Consider the following 15,662-nt stretch of genomic DNA (forward strand, 5'->3'; position numbering starts at 1 on the left):
TGGATAGTTGAAATTGTCTCCGTTCCATACATCCACTTGCTCCTCGCGCCCGTAAAGAGTAGTGAAGCCGGAAATTGTGCAAGATATTTGCAAAGAATTGCCAATACCGGTACGTGAGGAAGCGTTGTATTGTAGGGAGGAGACATCCGTGTTTCGCAAGCTGTCGATTGCCCTGACCACTGCCCTCTTGTTCGCCCTGTTGGTTGTGCCAGCTGCCTTTGCCCAGAGCGGCGCGGCGAAAGTGCGTGTGATCCACGCTTCGCCCGACGCGCCGGCAGTGGATGTGTTCGTCAACGGGAATGCAGTATTGACCAACGTCGGATTCTTTGCTGCGAGCCCTTACCTTGATCTGCCAGCGGGCACTTATCGCGTGCAGGTCGCGCCAACGGGTGCCGGCGCCGGTTCGGCGGTGATCGATGCCAACGTGACGATCGAGGCGGGCAAGGCCTACACTATCGCTGCGGTTGGCCCGGTGGCCAGCATCAAGCCGCAGGTGATCGTTGATGATTTGCGCGCTCCGGCGGCTGGCCAAGCCAAGGTACGGGTGTACCACTTCTCGCCCGATGCCCCGGCGGTAGATGTCAAGCTGGCTAATGGTACGACCCTGATCAGCAACTTGGCCTTTCCCGATGCCAGCAACTATCTCGAAGTTCCGGCAGGCACCTACGATCTGCAGGTGACTCCGGCTGGCGGTGATGCGGTGGTGATCAACTTGGCGGGCACGACTGTCAATGCTGGTCAGATCTACAGTGTCTTTGCCACCAACTTCGTTGCCAACATCACCCCGCAGCTCGCAGTGACCGCGCCGGTAACCACGGCAGCGCCAGCGGTGCTGCCCACCACAAGTGGTGAGACGCTGCCGCTGGCGGCGCTAGCCCTGACCGCGTTGGCCCTGACCGCGTTGGGTGGGATGGTGGTGCGCCGCAGTATGCGGTAAATCAAGCGATATGTTCGGTTGAGGGCGGCTGCAATGCAGCCGCCCTCGTTACGTTTTGGACGGTTTCGTATCTGTTTACCGCAGAGGACGCAGAGGGTTTGAACGCAAAGATGCAGGAGAGCCGGACGGCTGTCCGGCTCCACCAAGGTGCAAAGGGTTGAGAATGGAATTATCCCGCGCCCTCCACGGTAGCAACCGCTAGGAGCAGGCTCACCCCTCATCTCCTTCCCTCGCTGGGTGAGGGGGATGGGGATGAAGACCACCACTAAGGCGCAGAGAACGCAGCGGGCGTTTGGGAATGATCCCCTCACCCCCAATCCTCCCCTGCTGAGAGCGAGAGCAAGTTGCCCCCTCCCCGCTGGGGGAGGAGGATAGGGAATAGGGGCGACTTCGGGAGAAGGGCCGGGGGAGAGAGCCACTACCAAGGCGCAGCGGGTGGTACCGCCAAGGCGCAGCGCATGCAGAGGGGAGGAAATGAGTCGCATTTTCGGCGTCCGCTACGGGAACAACCACTTGACAACCCGATACAAATAGTGTAAAATTGACACTATACTAGTATAGTACATTTTTCAACCGGCACTCATTAGTGCCAATGAGACATTTACAAGGAGGCGCGCCATAATGACCATCTTTCTATTGGGGCTGACGGCGCTGGTAGGTGTAACGGTAGCCAGCGCGGCGCTACCGCTGCCCACACCGCCGCCAGTGGTCTATCTGCGTGCCGAAACTCCAGCAGAGTCAGGTGGCGGTGACATAGGGTTTGCGTTACTTATCTTTGTGATATTGGCGTTGGTGGTGGCGATGGCGGTGTGATGAGCGCGCAACATTCACCCCTCCCCGCGTCGCCAGTTCCAAATGATGACTGAGAGGTAGCCAGCGGCGCCAATCGCGATTCCGACCGGCCACGAGTTGCTGGCTTGCATGCCGACCAAACCGGCGAGCAACGGCCCGACTGCGGCCAAAAGCGGGCGTAGATCGTCGCTGGGGGTGAGGCTAGCGCGGCGGCGCGGGAGCGACGACGTTTCGGTCGGCGGTAATTCAGCTTGCACGGTTTCGTCATCATCTTCGTCATCGTCTTCGGCCTCGAAGATGGCCGGCGGGAGCGGGTTCTCGACCGGCGGATTTTCGCGCAGTTCGGCGCGGTAAGCTTTGCGCCAGCGATAGGTTGGCCGGCGGCGCGTTTCGTAGAGGTGGTAGGCGGCGCGCTGCAAGAAAGCCGGCTGGCCGGCGCTGAGCACCATCAGTTCACGCACTTCGTCGGCGCTAAAGAGCGGTTCGCCTTCCTCAAGGTAGCTGTCGAGCAGCATACGCGCTTCAGCAAAGCTGAGCGGGCCGAGCCGCACGGTGGCGAACGGTTCGCTGAGCGTCGGCGGCGCCCCGCGCACGGCCCCAACCACCATCAGATCGTAGGCCATGCTCTGACCGGTCGGCCCGGCGACGCCGTGGTAGCCGGGGGAACTGCGCCGGGCCAGCCGGCCTAATCGTTCGAGCAGGTCTTCGCCCCAACCGGCGGCGATTGCCGACTCAACCCCATCGAGGCAGATCAGCACCGGACGCCCATTGGCGGCCAACCGCCGTTCAAGCGCAGCGATAGTCGGTTCGCTGCCGCCGAGTGCGCGCACGATCAGGCCATAGGTGGTGGCGGCGTCGGGCAACACGGCCAGATCGAGATAGAAGGCGTTGAGATTGGGAATTTCGAGCACTGCGCCGGCAGCTTGGGCGAGATGGGTGAGCAGCGACGAGCGCCCGCTACCGCTCGGCCCATACAGCAAAATTGGCCGCCGCCGTTCGAGTTGCTCACATGCCGCGCCAAGCTCACGCCACCGCCCAACAAATTTGCCCGGATCGACGATGCGCCCGCGTTCGCTAAAGGGGTTGGTCATACGTTCCACCTAATATAGAGAGGCAGGGAGTGGGCAGACAGGGGATGTTCACGCACGGCTTCCTCTTGCCTACTGCCTACCGTTCTAAATACCACCGTTCAATATTCCACAAATACCGCGGCGTACTCAGATCGATCGGGCCATCGAGCGTGCGAAAGCGACTATCGAGTACCACCGCCGCGCGATCAACCCACAGGTACAAATAGGGCAACTCGCTGGCAAGGCGGGCCTGCGTCTGGGCAATCGCACTGCGCCGCTCGTCTCGGCCATAGAGTTGGCGGGCAATCAGCGCCTGTTCATCGTAGACCGGATCGTTAAAACCAACAAAGTTGCGCGTGGCCCGCGTATCACCCGGACCCTGTGCGAGCTGGCTGGAATGGAAGAGAGCGAAATCGTCGGGGTCGTAGAACATAGTATCGGCGAAAGCCGGATCGCCGGCGCCGTTGATCCAACTGCCTAGCAAGAGGTCGAAATCGTAAGGCGCGACATAACGGGCGAGAATGACGGTAGCAAAGTCGGCTGGTTCAACCACAATCTGAATGCCGATGCTGGCAGCGATTTCGGCAATGCGCCGCGCCGCCACCAACCGCCGTTCGTCGTCGTTGCGCACGTAGAGGCGGGCAATCAGCGGCACACCCTCGCGTTGGCGAATCGTCGCCCCTGCCGGCAACGTCCAGCCGGCAGCGTCAAGGATTTCACGCGCCGCCGGCAAGTCGCCGGCTGTCATCGGCGGGGTCAGGTCGGCCCAACTTCCCGGCAATGCGCCGTTGCCAACCGGGATGCCGGCGCCTTTGGTGGCCGTCTCGACCAGCCGGGGCAGATCGATGGCAGTAGCTATTGCTTGCCGCAAGCGGACATCGGCAAAGGGCCGTCCGGGGCGCAAATTGAAGGCTAAAAAATACACGCCGTTTTCGGGGATGCTACCGCTGCGCAGGGTGGTCACATCGGCGAGGGCATCTTGGCTGCCCCACGGCAATTCGGCGGCTTGCAACCGGCCATCGCGCAGCGCGCTCTGGGTGAGGCTAGTTTCAGGCATAACGGTCAAGACCACGCGATCGAGCAGCGGCGCGCCGTGGTGATACTGTTCAAACCGATCGAGAACGAGACTACCGTTGGTTTGCCGTTCGGTCAGGCGAAACGGCCCACTGCCAATCGGCTGATTCAAGAAATTAATCTGGCTCAGCTCGCGCCCGGCGAAGAGGTGGCGGGGCAGGATCGGCACAGCCAGCAAACTGAGCATCGGCGCATACCGGCTGCGCAGCTCGATCACCACGGTGCGTTCATCAGGGGCAGAGGCGGTGGCAATGTAGCGCAGATCGGCTAACAACGCCGTGCTGGTTTCGGGTAAACTACGCAACGCTTCGAGGGTAAAGAGCACATCAGCCGCGGTCAGCGGTTGGCCGTCGTGCCAGCGCAGATCAGGGCGCAGAGTAACGGTGAGCGTCCGGCCTTCGGCATCGATATCGAGCCGTTCGGCTAGATCAGGAGTAGGCCAGAGATCAGCGTCGAGGCGCATCAAACCGCTGTACAGCAAGCCGATCAGATGTTCTTCGCCGCGCGATCGCGGTTGCCACGGGCGCAGATCGGTAATATTGGCAGCAATCCGCAGATTTAGTGTGCCGCCGCGTGGCAGTGGCGTCGCGGTTGGCAGCGGCGTCGCGGTTGGCGGCAGCGTGCTGATCGGTGTTGGCGTTGCCGGCGCCGCACAAGCAGCCAACCAGATGCTCAACCCCACCCACCATACGATCCGGAACCAGCGCTGCCAAAGAGGGTTGCGATGCTTCATAAGATTATTATACCAATGCTCATTTTATTAGGGGCGATGAACGAAAGCTTATGGTACAATACCATAGCAATGAAACGCTCCACATTGGCCGGTCGAGATGGCGCGGAAAGGGATAAGGCATGGCATCACGGCTGCATGAAGCGGAATCCTTCGTCTGGCATCGCCTAGCCCCATTAGGGCAGGCGCAGTCATTCCGCCGGCACAGCACCATCTATACTCCAGCCCAACCGGCACAGATGATCTATTTGTTGGCCAATGGGCAGGTTGGCTTGCACCTTGCTTCGCGGGAAGGAAGGTTGCTGACCGTGCGCGTCGTTGAGAGCGGCCAAGTGTTTGGCTTGAGCGCCCTAGAGCGCGAAGCAACCTACGACACCTTTGCCGAGGCGTTGACACCGGTGCGCGCGTTGGCCGTGCCGCGGGCCGAGGCGCTGCATGCGATCGCGAATGATGGCGCGTTGGCGACGGCAATGCTCGAATTGCTCGGTCAGCAACGACTGATTGTCAGCCGCCGGATCGAAGAGGTGGCGTTCAAGTCGGTACCGGCCCGTTTGGCTTCGGTGCTACTCGAGATGTCTGAGACCCATCCGGTCGCGACGCCGCAACCGGCCCGGCTGCCGCGCCGTACCCATCAGCAACTAGCCGACATGATCAATGCCTATCGCGAAACTGTCACCAAAGTCATTAACCAGTTCCGCGATGCGCGCCTGCTCGATGTGGACAGCTCCGGCATCACGCTGCTCAACCCGTCTCGGTTGCGTGAATTGGCTCAAAGTTAGCTTACGGCGTTTCAGCGCGTCGTCTGCTCAACCTCGGTTTGGGCGCGGGTTTTGCGTTTGCGCAGATGCTCGCGCCGCACCACCAACTTCCACCACAATTCAATCAACTGCACAAACGTGCGCCATAGCCGCGGGAAGTTGAAGAACTGGCTCTTGCCGTAAGTACGGTGATAGTGATGCACCGGCACTTCAGCGAACCGGTAGCCGGAGTCTTGCAATTTCTTGACTAGTTCGAGACAAATGGTACCGCTGTCTGATTCCAGCTCGATGTTGTCAAAGACGTGGCGGCGAATCAGGCGGAAATCGCAATCGACGTCGCGTAACTTGAAGCCGAAGAGAAATTTAACGGTGTGGTGATAGATCCGCCCGATAATAACGCGGTGCAACGGATCGCCGCGATCGATCTTCCAACCGTTGACAATATCGACATCCTCGCGCAGCGCTGGCAAGAGTAGCTTGAGTTCACGTGGATCGTACTGAGCATCGCCATCGGTGTAGAAGATGAGGTCTTTCGTTGCCTTGGCGAAGCCAACCCGCAGTGCGCCGCCATAACCGAGCGCCTGCCGGTGGGTGTAAACCCGCAGCTTGTCGTAGCGTTTGGCCAGCGACTCGAGCACTTCGACAGTGTAGTCGGTGCTGCCGTTTTCGACCACAATTACTTCGTAGTCGTCGGTGATCTCTTCGAGCGTCTCGATCGCTGCGACTACCATACTGCCGATAGTGCCGGCGTCATTGCAAGCGGGGAAGAAGACGCTGATACTGGGCCGATTGTCCATGCTGTAAAACTCCCTGCGCCATTGGGTTCGTTGCCGGCTGATTATAACATAGGGTCTGCGGTCGTGACGGTGAGGGCGCAGCGTATCCCATGACGATCCCTGCGCACCGTCGTGTGCGCTGCGGCGTTACCTTTAACCCTTTGCACCGTTGGGTTGACCAGACAGCGCCGTGCCAGCGCAAGTGTGTTATCATGCCTCTGCAATGTAGCGGACATAGCGAGGATGGCTATGGCGACACTGCTTTCGTGGCTCCTGCTGCTGATGATTCTGCTGTCAATCTGGTATGTGATCGCATATCTGGTCGCGTTTGTTCATCTACGCGAACGGATGCTGTTCCTGCCGATTGTGCAGTGGATCCTCGTCGGGATAGGGCTCGGTTCGATTGTACTTACCAATGGCACGCCAGTACTGGTGTGGGTCATGACACCACTCTTGATCGGGTTGGCGCTAGCTGGAATTTGGCGGCGGCATCCGCGCGGGTTAGCGCTTATCTTGCGGTCATACCCCCGTGGCACGCTCGACGTACTCTCGTTTCGGCGTCCGGTTATTGACCTTAAGCGCCGGGTGCGCACGAAGTAGTGTTCAACCGGTTGGTTACCGTTCCTTGGCTGTGACGGCAGCGAGAGGTTTACGAAGGTTATGAGAGATGATCTTGTCGCTGCACTGCTGCGCGTAGTTGATCCGGCCATCGTATTACGCCGGCCTGAAGAGCTGATGCTCTACGAGTACGATGGTTCGGTGCTCGATCAAGGGATGCCGGAGGTGGTGGTAGTGCCGCGCACCACTGACGAGGTGGCAGCCTGCGTCAAGGTGGCGTTCCAGCTCGGCGCGCCGATCGTGGCGCGGGGCGCCGGTACCGGTTTAGCCGGTGGTTCGGTGCCCGAACAGGGCGGGCTGGTCATTTCCCTCGCTCGATTGAACCGCATCCTCGCGATTGATCCGGTTGCCCGCACTGCCCGCGTGCAAGCCGGCGTGGTCAATACCGATCTGAGTCTTGCCGCCGCTCGCTACGGTCTCCATTTCGCCCCTGATCCAAGCAGCCAGCGTTCGAGCACAATTGGCGGCAATATTGCTACCAATGCTGGTGGGCCACATTGCTTGAAGTATGGTGTAACCACCAACCATATTTTGGCCGCTACCGTCGTGTTGGCCGATGGCCGGGTGGTGGAGCTAGGCCACGCCGCGCTCGATGCCCCCGGCTACGATCTGCTTGGGGTGATGATTGGCAGCGAAGGCACTCTTGGCATTGTCACCGAGGCGCTGGTCAAGCTGACGCCAAACCCGGAAGCGGTGCGCACATTCCTTGCGATTTACGACGATCTCGATGCCGCGAGCACGACCGTATCGGCCATCATTGCCCACGGCATTCTGCCCGCGGCGCTCGAGATGCTGGTCGGGCAGGGGATTGCGGCGGTGGAAGCAGCGGTGCAGGCCGGTTACCCAGCCGAGGCGCGGGCGGTGTTATTGATTGAGATTGACGGTTTGGGTGAAGAGGTAGCGGCGCAGGCTGAGCAGATCGCGGCGTTGTGCCGGCAGTATGGTGCGCGTGAGTTGCGCGCCGCCCAAGATGAAGTGCAGCGAGCGAAGTTGTGGGCCGGGCGCAAGGGTGCGTTAGCCGCCTGCGCTCGGATTGCGCCCCACTATCACATTCAAGATGGGGTGGTGCCGCGTTCGCGGTTGCCCGAATTGTTGCGGCTCACCGAAGAGGTCGCGACGCGCCATCAGATCACCATTGTCAATATCTTTCATGCCGGTGACGGCAATCTGCATCCATTGTTGCTGTTCGATCTGCGTCATCCCGGTGCGCTCGAGCGGGCAGTGGCGGCGAGTGAAGAGATTTTGCAGGCCTGTGTCGCGGCTGGCGGCACCATTAGCGGCGAACACGGGGTCGGGATCGAGAAGCGCGATTATTTGGGATGGATCTTCGGCCCGGCAGATTTGGCCGCTTTTGCCGATGTGCGGGCGGTCTTCGATCCTGTTGGCGTGATGAATCCGTGCAAGTTGTTGCCGAGCGGCAGCAGTTGCGCTGATATTCGTCACGCGCGCGGTGCGTTGCGCGCAGTTGATCGCGGGGCATGGATCTGATGGCGGCGCAAAGGCATAACGATGAACGTTGAATCTCTTCAACCAACGCCTCAAACCGCTGCGTATGCGTTTGGTGATTGCTGGCCACGCCAAGTGGCGCAACCGATGACCGTGGCCGAAGTGGCCGAGGTGCTCGCTGCCGCATCCCGCGCGCAAGCGGCAGTGGTGCCGTGGGGCGCCGGCACACGCCAGTTTTTGATGAACCCGCCTCCACGCTACGATCTGGCCCTCGATTTACGCCGGCTCGATCGGGTGATCGAGTATCATCCCGCCGATCTGGTCGTGATGGTTGAGGCCGGCATCACTTTGGGCGCATTGCAGGCCGTGCTGGCCGAGCACGGGCAATGGCTGCCGTGGGATCCGCCGACGTCTGATACCGCTCCTATCGGTGGCTTGTTGGCGACAGCGGCGTGGGGGCCGTTGCGGCTCGGCTATGGCGGGCCGCGCGATTGGCTGCTCGGCATGCGGGTGGTGCTCGGCGATGGCCGGATCGTCCAGAGCGGCGGGCGGGTGGTTAAGAATGTAGCCGGTTATGATAATCACAAATTACACCTCGGCGCTTTCGGTACGCTCGGCGTCATCGCTGCCGTCACCTTTAAAGTCGCGCCGTTGCCAGAACGCATCGCCTCGGTGCGGGCCGTCTTTGCCACCCCGGCCGCGGCGCTGCACGCCGCTACTGCCATCCGGCAACCGCCAACGCAACCGGTTGCGTTGGCCATCACTGTGGCCGAGACGGTCACGCTGGCGGTTCGGTTTGCCGGCGTCGCAGCAGCCGTCGAGCGCCAGCTTGGATTGGCGACCGCTGCTTGTGCGTTGGCGGAAGCGGTGACGCTGAGTACCGATGATCGTGAACTGTGGGCAGTGCCCTCCGCGCCGGACGATGCTCTTGTGCTGCGCATTGGTGTGCCTGAGCGGATGCTGGCGGCGGCGATCGATGCGGTAACGGCGCTGGCTCCTTCCCACCTCGCCATCTTCCCCGGTCTTGGCCTGATGGTTGGGCGCTGGTCAATGGCGGCAGCAACGCACCTGCCCGCTCTCCGTCAAACCCTCGCCGAGATGGATGGCTACGCCGTGGTTGAACGCGGCCCCGCCGGGATCGATCGCTGGGGGCCGCCACCGCCAACGATCGATTTGATGCGTGCGTTGCGCCAGCGTTGGGATCCGGCGGGTATTCTCAATCCGGGACGGTGGCTGGTGGAGTAGCTCGTTGAGATTGCGCCCCGTTCGTGTGATTAGGGTTCGCAGATAAGGAGAAGCAAATGGCGCTGCTTGGTTCATTGATTGCGTTGGGTGCGGCGCTGGTCTTTGCAGCGTTAGCGATCGCTACCCTCTGGGGTGGTTGGCAGGCGGTGCAGCGCGAACTCGTGCGCGGCTTTGTGAGTACCAATCCTCCCGTGGGCGAACGTATTTGGAGCATCCTCTTAACTATTGTTCCGCTCTTAGGTGCGGCGCTGCTTGGCCTGCTGGCGGCATGGCGAATCGCGCAAGTAGCCTTTGGGCTTGGATAAGGAGCAAAACCGTATGACCAGTCCCCGTCCGGTGGTGTTAATTATTATGGATGGCTGGGGCGTCGCCCCTCCCGGCCCCGGCAATGCGGCTGATCTGGCCGATACGCCGCATGTTGATGAGTGGATGGCGACTTGCCCCTTCACGACCTTGGGTGCATCTGGGCTGGATGTCGGCTTGCCGGCAGGCCAGATTGGCAACTCGGAAGTCGGCCATCTCAATATCGGCGCCGGCTTCGTTGTCTATCAAGAGCTGACCCGCATCAGTAAAGCGATTGCCGACGGCGATTTCTTTACCAATCCGGCCCTATTGCAGGCGATTGAGCACGTCAAACAACGTGACTCGGCCCTGCACCTGATGGGCCTCTTCGGCCCCGGCGGCGTCCATGCCCACGAGGATCACCTGCATGCCTTGCTTGAATTAGCCCATCGCCACCAACTGCACCGTGTCTACCTGCATCTCTTCCTCGACGGGCGCGATGTGTTGCCGCGCAGCGCGCTTGGCTTTCTCGATACACTCGAAGGCGTGATTGCCCGGCTCGGCACCGGCGTGATCGCGACGGTGTCGGGGCGCTACTACGCGATGGATCGCGATAAGCGCTGGGAGCGCACCGGTAAGGCGTATGCGGCGTTAGTCGATGGCGTCGGCGAGAAAGCACCCTCGGCGCGGGCTGCGATTGAAGCCTCGTATGCAAAGGATGTTAGCGATGAGTTTGTTTTGCCGACGGTCATCGTCGATGCTAATGGCGCACCGATCGCCACTGTGCGCGACGGCGATGCAGTAATCTTCACCAACTTCCGCCCCGACCGGGGCCGCCAGTTGACCCGTGCTTTCGTCGATCCGGAGTTGAACGAGCGCATTCGCCAGCATTACGAGCGGCAAAAAGCTGAGGGCCAGCCGCTGCCGCCGCAGATTTGGCAGCGTGATCGCCAGTTGCGCGATCTGTGCTTCGTGACGATGACCCAATACGAAGAGGGTTTGCCGGTATTGATCGCCTTCCCGCCACGCTACGTCACTAGCCCGCTGGCGGCAGTGATTAGCCAAGCCGGTATGCGCCAATTCCACATCGCTGAAACCGAGAAGTACCCACACGTCACCTTCTTCCTCAACGGCGGGCGTGAAGAGCCGTTCCCCGGTGAAGATCGCCAGCTCATTCCCTCGCCGAAAGTCGCTACGTATGATCTCAAGCCGGAGATGAGCGCGCCGGAAGTGACCGAGGCGCTCTTGCAGGCGATCGAGAGCGACCAGTACGATTTCATTGTGGTCAACTATGCGAACCCGGATATGGTTGGTCATACCGGCAGTATTCCCGCCGTGATCAAGGCTTGCGAAGCGGTCGATGCCGGGTTGGCGAAGGTGGTGCCGGCGATTTTGGCCCGCGGCGGGGTGGCATTGGTGATTGCCGATCACGGCAACGCCGAGCAGATGATTGATCCGGAGACGGGTGGCCCGCACACTGCCCATACGACCAACCCCGCGCCTTGTTTCTTGATCGGCGGCCCCGGTTACGGCAAAGATGCGGTGAGCCTGCGTAGCGGCGGGCGCTTGGCCGATGTTGCGCCGACGTTGTTGGATCTGTTGGGGTTGCCGCCGGCTGCCGATATGACCGGGCAAAGCCTGATTGTGCGCCGGTAGGAGGTTCAGTAGCGGGTGGCGTGAGTCAGGGCGGGTTTGCAACCCGCCCTGACCACTATCCGGCTATCCATGCCGTCCGTATCATAGATAACGCTCATCTCACCAACGTGCGCACCAAAGCGAGCAAATCACTGCGCCGGTAGCGACCCTTTTGCAACACAGTTGCGCCGATGTTGGCGAGCGCACTCAGCTCGTCGTGATGGAGCGTTTTGGCAGTGACGACCACAACTGGCGTCGTCATTGTTTGGCGTAAATGGTGCAAGAGGGCCAAACCATCGCCATCAGGCAGCATCAGATCAAGAATCACTAGCGCCGGCTTTGCACTGAGCCAGATCGTTTTCCCAGTGACGCCATCGCCAGCTTCAATCACATGCCAACCCTCGCTTTCTAACGCACGCCGGATCATCAAGCGCGTTGGTGGATCGTCTTCAATCAATAAAATGGCATTTGAGTTCTGTTGTGGTCGGGGCAGTACTGTCTTCACGGTGCGAATAACTGCTTCCACATCACCCGGCCACCGCGCGCAAAGCATCGTGCACTCACCACTATCAGCATGGCACAGCCAGATCACGGGGACGGTATCCCAACCAGCGGCCAGCAGCATCTCCTCTACTGGCGCGCGCTCGCGCGTGAAATCGATCAGCAACGCGGATGGCGGCCGGCGCACGTGCGCGATTGCTTCGGCCAATGACGCTGCCCGCTGCACCTGCCAGCCCACTTGTTCGAGCGCGTTTTGGAGGGCGCGGGCTTCAATGGCTGTCACCAACACGATATCGGGTTGCGGCCAATAGTGGGTTTGCGCAACGGGGTCATCAGGCTCACGTGATAACGTGATCGGTATTTGAATCGTGAAACTGATGCCGGCCGGCGTGCGTGGATGGGCTGCCAGTACACCTCCCATCAACTCGCACAATTGGCGACTTAACGCTAACCCTTCCCCTTCATCGGCACGACGCGATCCGGCGGGCGGTAGCACGAATGGCGTGAGCAGGGTTTGGAGGTGGCGTTCGCTCAACGTTGCGCCGGTATCGTTGATGGTGACTGCAAGCACATCTCGTTGCGCGTCAGCCGTTTGTCGCTGCACTTGCACCGTGATAGCGCCATGACGAGTCGTGGCGGCAGCAAAACGCAGCGGATGGATCAACACGTGGCGTAGCCGGTTCAGATCAGCGACGATCAAGCCCAAGTTCGACGGTCGCTCAATTTCGAGCCGGTTATGGTTATGGCGAATCAGCGGTTCAATCTCGCTCAGCACATCATCAAGCAAGGTATCGAGCGAGAACGGTTCAGGCTGTAAGGTCAGCATCCCCGACTCGATCTTGGCGCTATCGAGCAGAATATTGAGCCGGCCTAGCAAACGCCGACCAGCGCGGGCAATCGTGCCAGCATCAGCAGAAGCTGCTGGGCGGTCGGTAAGCGCCTCGCGCAACATTTCGCCCATCGCAATAATCGTGTTGAGCGGGTTGCGCACATCATGGTCGAGGCGGGCCAGAAAGGCGCTGCGCTCGCGATTAATGGCTTCGGCGGCCTCTTTGGCTTGTTGCAACGACCCCACCAACCGCACGCGAGTCAGTGCCTGTCCGGCCAAGCGCGCGGCAATGCCTACATAGGCGATCTCGTCGTCGGTAAAAGCGTTGGGTTGCGGGCGATACAGGGTCAACAGAGCGTAATCTTGCTGATCCAAGTGGATCGTCGCTGCCACCACCGATCCCTGTAGAGCGGGTAAACTCGGAAATGAATAAGCGCTCAGATCGGCGATATAGCACGGGTTGGCACGCGCCTCTTCGAGAGCCTTGGGCGCGACTAATTTGAGGAAAGGATCGCGTTGGTGGCCATGCGTGACTTGCGGAGTCCAGAACGCCCCGTCTGCTTCACGGGTGTAAATACCGATGCGATCATCGGGTTCTTTGCCGGTAGCCAATGTATTAACTACACACTGACAGATCGCCGCTTCATCAGACAGATGACTTAAGGCAAGGCTCAGATCAATCAGAATCTGTTCGCTACGGCTGCGCCGACGTTCTTGAGCAAGCAAGGCCTCATTTTGGGAGAGCGCACGTTGCAATTGGATAGTGCGCTGAGCTACCCGATCTTCAAGTTTAGCAATGGTTTCATTCAATTCATTGGTGAGCCGGGCGAGCGCACGGGACAGATCGCCGATCTCGTCAGCGCCAACAATTGGGATCGGTGTTTCACGCCAGCCGCTGGCCACCCGTTTGGCCGCGTAGGTCAATGTGGTCAACGGGCGAGTGACATGACGATTGATGAGCCAGCCGAGCGTCACAAAGATCGTGGTACTGCTGCCGATCATCCAGAGGATTAAGCCATAACTCATCCAGTCCGCCAGATTGAGCATCGCAGCCGCCTGATCTTGTTCGGTCGCTATCGCCTGCTGGATGCCATCAATGGCGCGCAGCATATCATCGGTGTGATACCGCAAGGTGATGGCATACTGTTGCAGTTCCCAATCAAGCGTAGTCAATTGCAAGAAGGTGTTGAGATAGGCAGTCAACCGCTGTTGGAGGAGGGTGCGCTCTGGTGCGGGCAAGCCCATAGTCGCCGTTTGCAATTGATTAATCTGGATGCGCACCCCATCAATGTATTCCTGCCGGCGAGTAGTCAGATACGACTGCTCTTCCAGCGCGAGCCGCAAACCTCGTTCGCGGAAAGTGCTCTCGTGCTGATCGAGCGTTAACCACAAGGCGCGCTGCGCTTCACGAAGCTGATACTCAATCCCATCGATACGGCGGCGTTGTTCGATCTGGGCCGTAATCTGCGCAAGGGTGACTTGATACGTATTGAGGATCTGTCCCAGTTCTTGTACAAATGGTGTGAGCGAGGTGAATTCGGTGCTCAGCGTCTCAAGCTTGCCAAACGCTTGGCGTACTTCTTGCAAGGTGGTAGTGTAAGCAACGACCGTGAGCGGTTCGATGGGTTGGTTGCGATACGCAAGTTCGAGGAGAGCACTATCATGGCGGTGCGCCATTACCAAGGCAATATTGAGTGACAATGCCGCTTCGCGGGCTTGTGCTGCACGCTGAAGGCGCTCGGTGGTGTGTTGGTGCAGCGCTGCTTGGATCCACAAGCCGCCGATTAACACCACCAGCGAAAGCATGATTGCGCTCGCGATACCGAAAGTTAGCCAGCGGCGCAAGGAAGGGGAAGGATCATTCATCGCCGCACCTCCGCCCAAGCGGCACGGTAGAGTTGATACGTCGCCGAGTCAACATCGACTAAACGGAACAACCGCCCCTCTTGTTCAAGAGCTTGATAGCGTTGGATCAAGCGTCGCAGATCGTCATCAAGACGGTCAAAGGCTGCGCGATTCGGTGAAATATAGCGGGTCTTGTTCGCTAAAGCCGCACCGTGTTCAGCCGTCAAGATAAAATTGATAAACTGCTCGGCGGCGACGTGGTTAGCGGCATTGGCGAGCACACACATACTATCAGCCGCGAAAATGGCACCCTCGGCCGGAACTTCAAACTGGATGTCAGGATCAATGATCGCTATTTGGAGAATATCGCCACTCCATTCGATCGCAACATCGGCTTCGTTGCTCGCCAAGAAGGTTTGCCCATCATTACCGGCAAAACGAACGATGCGCCCGGCGTGCGAGCGCAACCAATCACGGGCAGCGCCAATGGCGGCCGGATCACTTGTGTTTGGGCTAAATCCTAGCTTGATCAATGCTAATCCGATCCCAAAGCGGGCGTCGTCAACCATAACCACGCGATTACTGCGAGCCGGATCGAACACATCGTCCCAACTGGTAATCGATTGGCGCTGGGCTGATTGGCGATAGCCAAAGCCAAGCACACCCCACAGATATGGCACGCAGAACCGATTGACTGGATCGCCTGCAATCCGATTAAATGCCGGAGCAAGATTGGCCAGATTAGGGATTCGTCCACGGTTCAGCACGGCCAGCCGCTGCTCACGGAGCAGGCGATCGATGAGCACATCGCTGACGATCACTAAATCGTACGGTTCTTTGGCGGTGGTTAGAATGTTGTACAGCTCTTCGTTGTTGCTATAGGTGTGGTAGACAATGACAATGCCGATCTCGTCAGTAAACGCATCGAGTAATGCAGGATCAATATAGGTGTCTCGATTGAGGATACGGAGCAGGGCAGGGGTCGGTGACACTAGCGGTGATGGTGGCGACGCGCAACCGATCAACATCCAACTTAAAAATAGCAGTTTGATGAAGCGTGATTTCATTGGACAGAAATCTGGGCGTAACGATTCAGCATTCGCCGCGGTATTCATAATAGCACG

13 protein-coding genes are annotated in these 15,662 nt (G+C 59.6%); 8 read left to right on the plus strand and 5 right to left on the minus strand.

Annotated features, from left to right (window positions below):
- Positions 1-148 precede the first annotated feature (148 nt).
- Together Q1A59_RS11540 and Q1A59_RS11545 are read left to right on the plus strand one after the other, a co-directional pair.
- Positions 149-937 (plus strand): DUF4397 domain-containing protein, encoded by a 789-nt coding sequence (locus tag Q1A59_RS11540; RefSeq protein ID WP_298401581.1) that lies wholly within the window; start codon positions 149-151, stop codon positions 935-937.
- 621 nt (positions 938-1,558) lie between these two features.
- On the plus strand, positions 1,559-1,750 hold the full coding sequence (locus tag Q1A59_RS11545) for a hypothetical protein (protein ID WP_298401580.1): 192 nt from the start codon (positions 1,559-1,561) through the stop codon (positions 1,748-1,750).
- 14 nt (positions 1,751-1,764) lie between these two features.
- Here the strand turns inward: Q1A59_RS11545 and Q1A59_RS11550 are convergent, their stop codons facing one another.
- Both Q1A59_RS11550 and Q1A59_RS11555 read right to left on the minus strand, forming a co-directional pair.
- Positions 1,765-2,820 (minus strand): ATP-binding protein, encoded by a 1,056-nt coding sequence (locus Q1A59_RS11550; RefSeq protein WP_298401579.1) that lies wholly within the window; start codon positions 2,818-2,820, stop codon positions 1,765-1,767.
- Between the two features lie 76 nt (positions 2,821-2,896).
- Entirely contained in the window at positions 2,897-4,606 is a 1,710-nt protein-coding gene (locus Q1A59_RS11555) for a peptide ABC transporter substrate-binding protein (RefSeq protein WP_298401577.1), read from the minus strand.
- 119 nt (positions 4,607-4,725) lie between these two features.
- Here Q1A59_RS11555 and Q1A59_RS11560 point away from each other — a divergent pair, with 119 nt between their 5' ends.
- Positions 4,726-5,382 (plus strand): Crp/Fnr family transcriptional regulator, encoded by a 657-nt coding sequence (locus tag Q1A59_RS11560; protein ID WP_299645002.1) that lies wholly within the window; start codon positions 4,726-4,728, stop codon positions 5,380-5,382.
- Positions 5,383-5,393: 11 nt separating this feature from the next.
- Here Q1A59_RS11560 and Q1A59_RS11565 read toward each other — a convergent pair whose 3' ends face one another.
- Entirely contained in the window at positions 5,394-6,158 is a 765-nt protein-coding gene (locus Q1A59_RS11565) for a glycosyltransferase family 2 protein (protein WP_298401572.1), read from the minus strand.
- Positions 6,159-6,386: 228 nt separating this feature from the next.
- Here Q1A59_RS11565 and Q1A59_RS11570 point away from each other — a divergent pair, with 228 nt between their 5' ends.
- Genes Q1A59_RS11570 through gpmI form a run of 5 tightly spaced genes read left to right on the plus strand, consistent with a single transcriptional unit; the run spans position 6,387 to position 11,384 of the window.
- Positions 6,387-6,737, plus strand: coding sequence for a hypothetical protein (locus Q1A59_RS11570; RefSeq protein WP_298401570.1), 351 nt, complete (start codon positions 6,387-6,389; stop codon positions 6,735-6,737).
- 60 nt (positions 6,738-6,797) lie between these two features.
- On the plus strand, positions 6,798-8,243 hold the full coding sequence (locus Q1A59_RS11575) for an FAD-binding oxidoreductase (protein WP_298401569.1): 1,446 nt from the start codon (positions 6,798-6,800) through the stop codon (positions 8,241-8,243).
- A 21-nt stretch (positions 8,244-8,264) separates the two neighbouring features.
- Entirely contained in the window at positions 8,265-9,446 is a 1,182-nt protein-coding gene (locus Q1A59_RS11580; protein ID WP_298401567.1) for an FAD-binding oxidoreductase, read from the plus strand.
- A 56-nt stretch (positions 9,447-9,502) separates the two neighbouring features.
- Positions 9,503-9,751: a hypothetical protein gene (locus tag Q1A59_RS11585; RefSeq protein ID WP_298401564.1), complete on the plus strand. Its 249-nt coding sequence runs from the start codon at positions 9,503-9,505 to the stop codon at positions 9,749-9,751.
- 13 nt (positions 9,752-9,764) lie between these two features.
- A complete protein-coding gene (gpmI, locus tag Q1A59_RS11590) occupies positions 9,765-11,384 on the plus strand; it encodes a 2,3-bisphosphoglycerate-independent phosphoglycerate mutase (RefSeq protein WP_298401561.1) in 1,620 nt (539 codons plus the stop codon).
- Between the two features lie 94 nt (positions 11,385-11,478).
- Here the strand turns inward: gpmI and Q1A59_RS11595 are convergent, their stop codons facing one another.
- Complete coding sequence (locus tag Q1A59_RS11595; protein ID WP_299645003.1) at positions 11,479-14,559, minus strand: response regulator; 3,081 nt, start codon at positions 14,557-14,559, stop codon at positions 11,479-11,481.
- On the minus strand, positions 14,556-15,605 hold the full coding sequence (locus Q1A59_RS11600) for a spermidine/putrescine ABC transporter substrate-binding protein (RefSeq protein WP_299645004.1): 1,050 nt from the start codon (positions 15,603-15,605) through the stop codon (positions 14,556-14,558). Before Q1A59_RS11600 ends, Q1A59_RS11595 begins: the two co-directional genes overlap by 4 nt.
- Positions 15,606-15,662 lie beyond the last annotated feature (57 nt).

It is taken from the genome of uncultured Chloroflexus sp. (assembly GCF_937951745.1).
In the GTDB taxonomy this organism is placed as follows: Bacteria; Chloroflexota; Chloroflexia; order Chloroflexales; family Chloroflexaceae; genus Chloroflexus.

Excerpts from the sequence above, each read along its gene's own strand:
- Q1A59_RS11545 (WP_298401580.1), top strand. The coding sequence starts at position 1,559 with ATGACCATCTTTCTATTGGGGCTGACGGCGCTGGTAGGTGTAACGGTA.
- Q1A59_RS11550 (WP_298401579.1), bottom strand. The coding sequence starts at position 2,820 with ATGACCAACCCCTTTAGCGAACGCGGGCGCATCGTCGATCCGGGCAAA.
- Q1A59_RS11555 (WP_298401577.1), bottom strand. The coding sequence starts at position 4,606 with ATGAAGCATCGCAACCCTCTTTGGCAGCGCTGGTTCCGGATCGTATGG.
- Q1A59_RS11560 (WP_299645002.1), top strand. The coding sequence starts at position 4,726 with ATGGCATCACGGCTGCATGAAGCGGAATCCTTCGTCTGGCATCGCCTA.
- Q1A59_RS11565 (WP_298401572.1), bottom strand. The coding sequence starts at position 6,158 with ATGGACAATCGGCCCAGTATCAGCGTCTTCTTCCCCGCTTGCAATGAC.
- Q1A59_RS11570 (WP_298401570.1), top strand. The coding sequence starts at position 6,387 with ATGGCGACACTGCTTTCGTGGCTCCTGCTGCTGATGATTCTGCTGTCA.
- Q1A59_RS11575 (WP_298401569.1), top strand. The coding sequence starts at position 6,798 with ATGAGAGATGATCTTGTCGCTGCACTGCTGCGCGTAGTTGATCCGGCC.
- Q1A59_RS11580 (WP_298401567.1), top strand. The coding sequence starts at position 8,265 with ATGAACGTTGAATCTCTTCAACCAACGCCTCAAACCGCTGCGTATGCG.
- Q1A59_RS11585 (WP_298401564.1), top strand. The coding sequence starts at position 9,503 with ATGGCGCTGCTTGGTTCATTGATTGCGTTGGGTGCGGCGCTGGTCTTT.
- gpmI (WP_298401561.1), top strand. The coding sequence starts at position 9,765 with ATGACCAGTCCCCGTCCGGTGGTGTTAATTATTATGGATGGCTGGGGC.
- Q1A59_RS11595 (WP_299645003.1), bottom strand. The coding sequence starts at position 14,559 with ATGAATGATCCTTCCCCTTCCTTGCGCCGCTGGCTAACTTTCGGTATC.
- Q1A59_RS11600 (WP_299645004.1), bottom strand. The coding sequence starts at position 15,605 with ATGAAATCACGCTTCATCAAACTGCTATTTTTAAGTTGGATGTTGATC.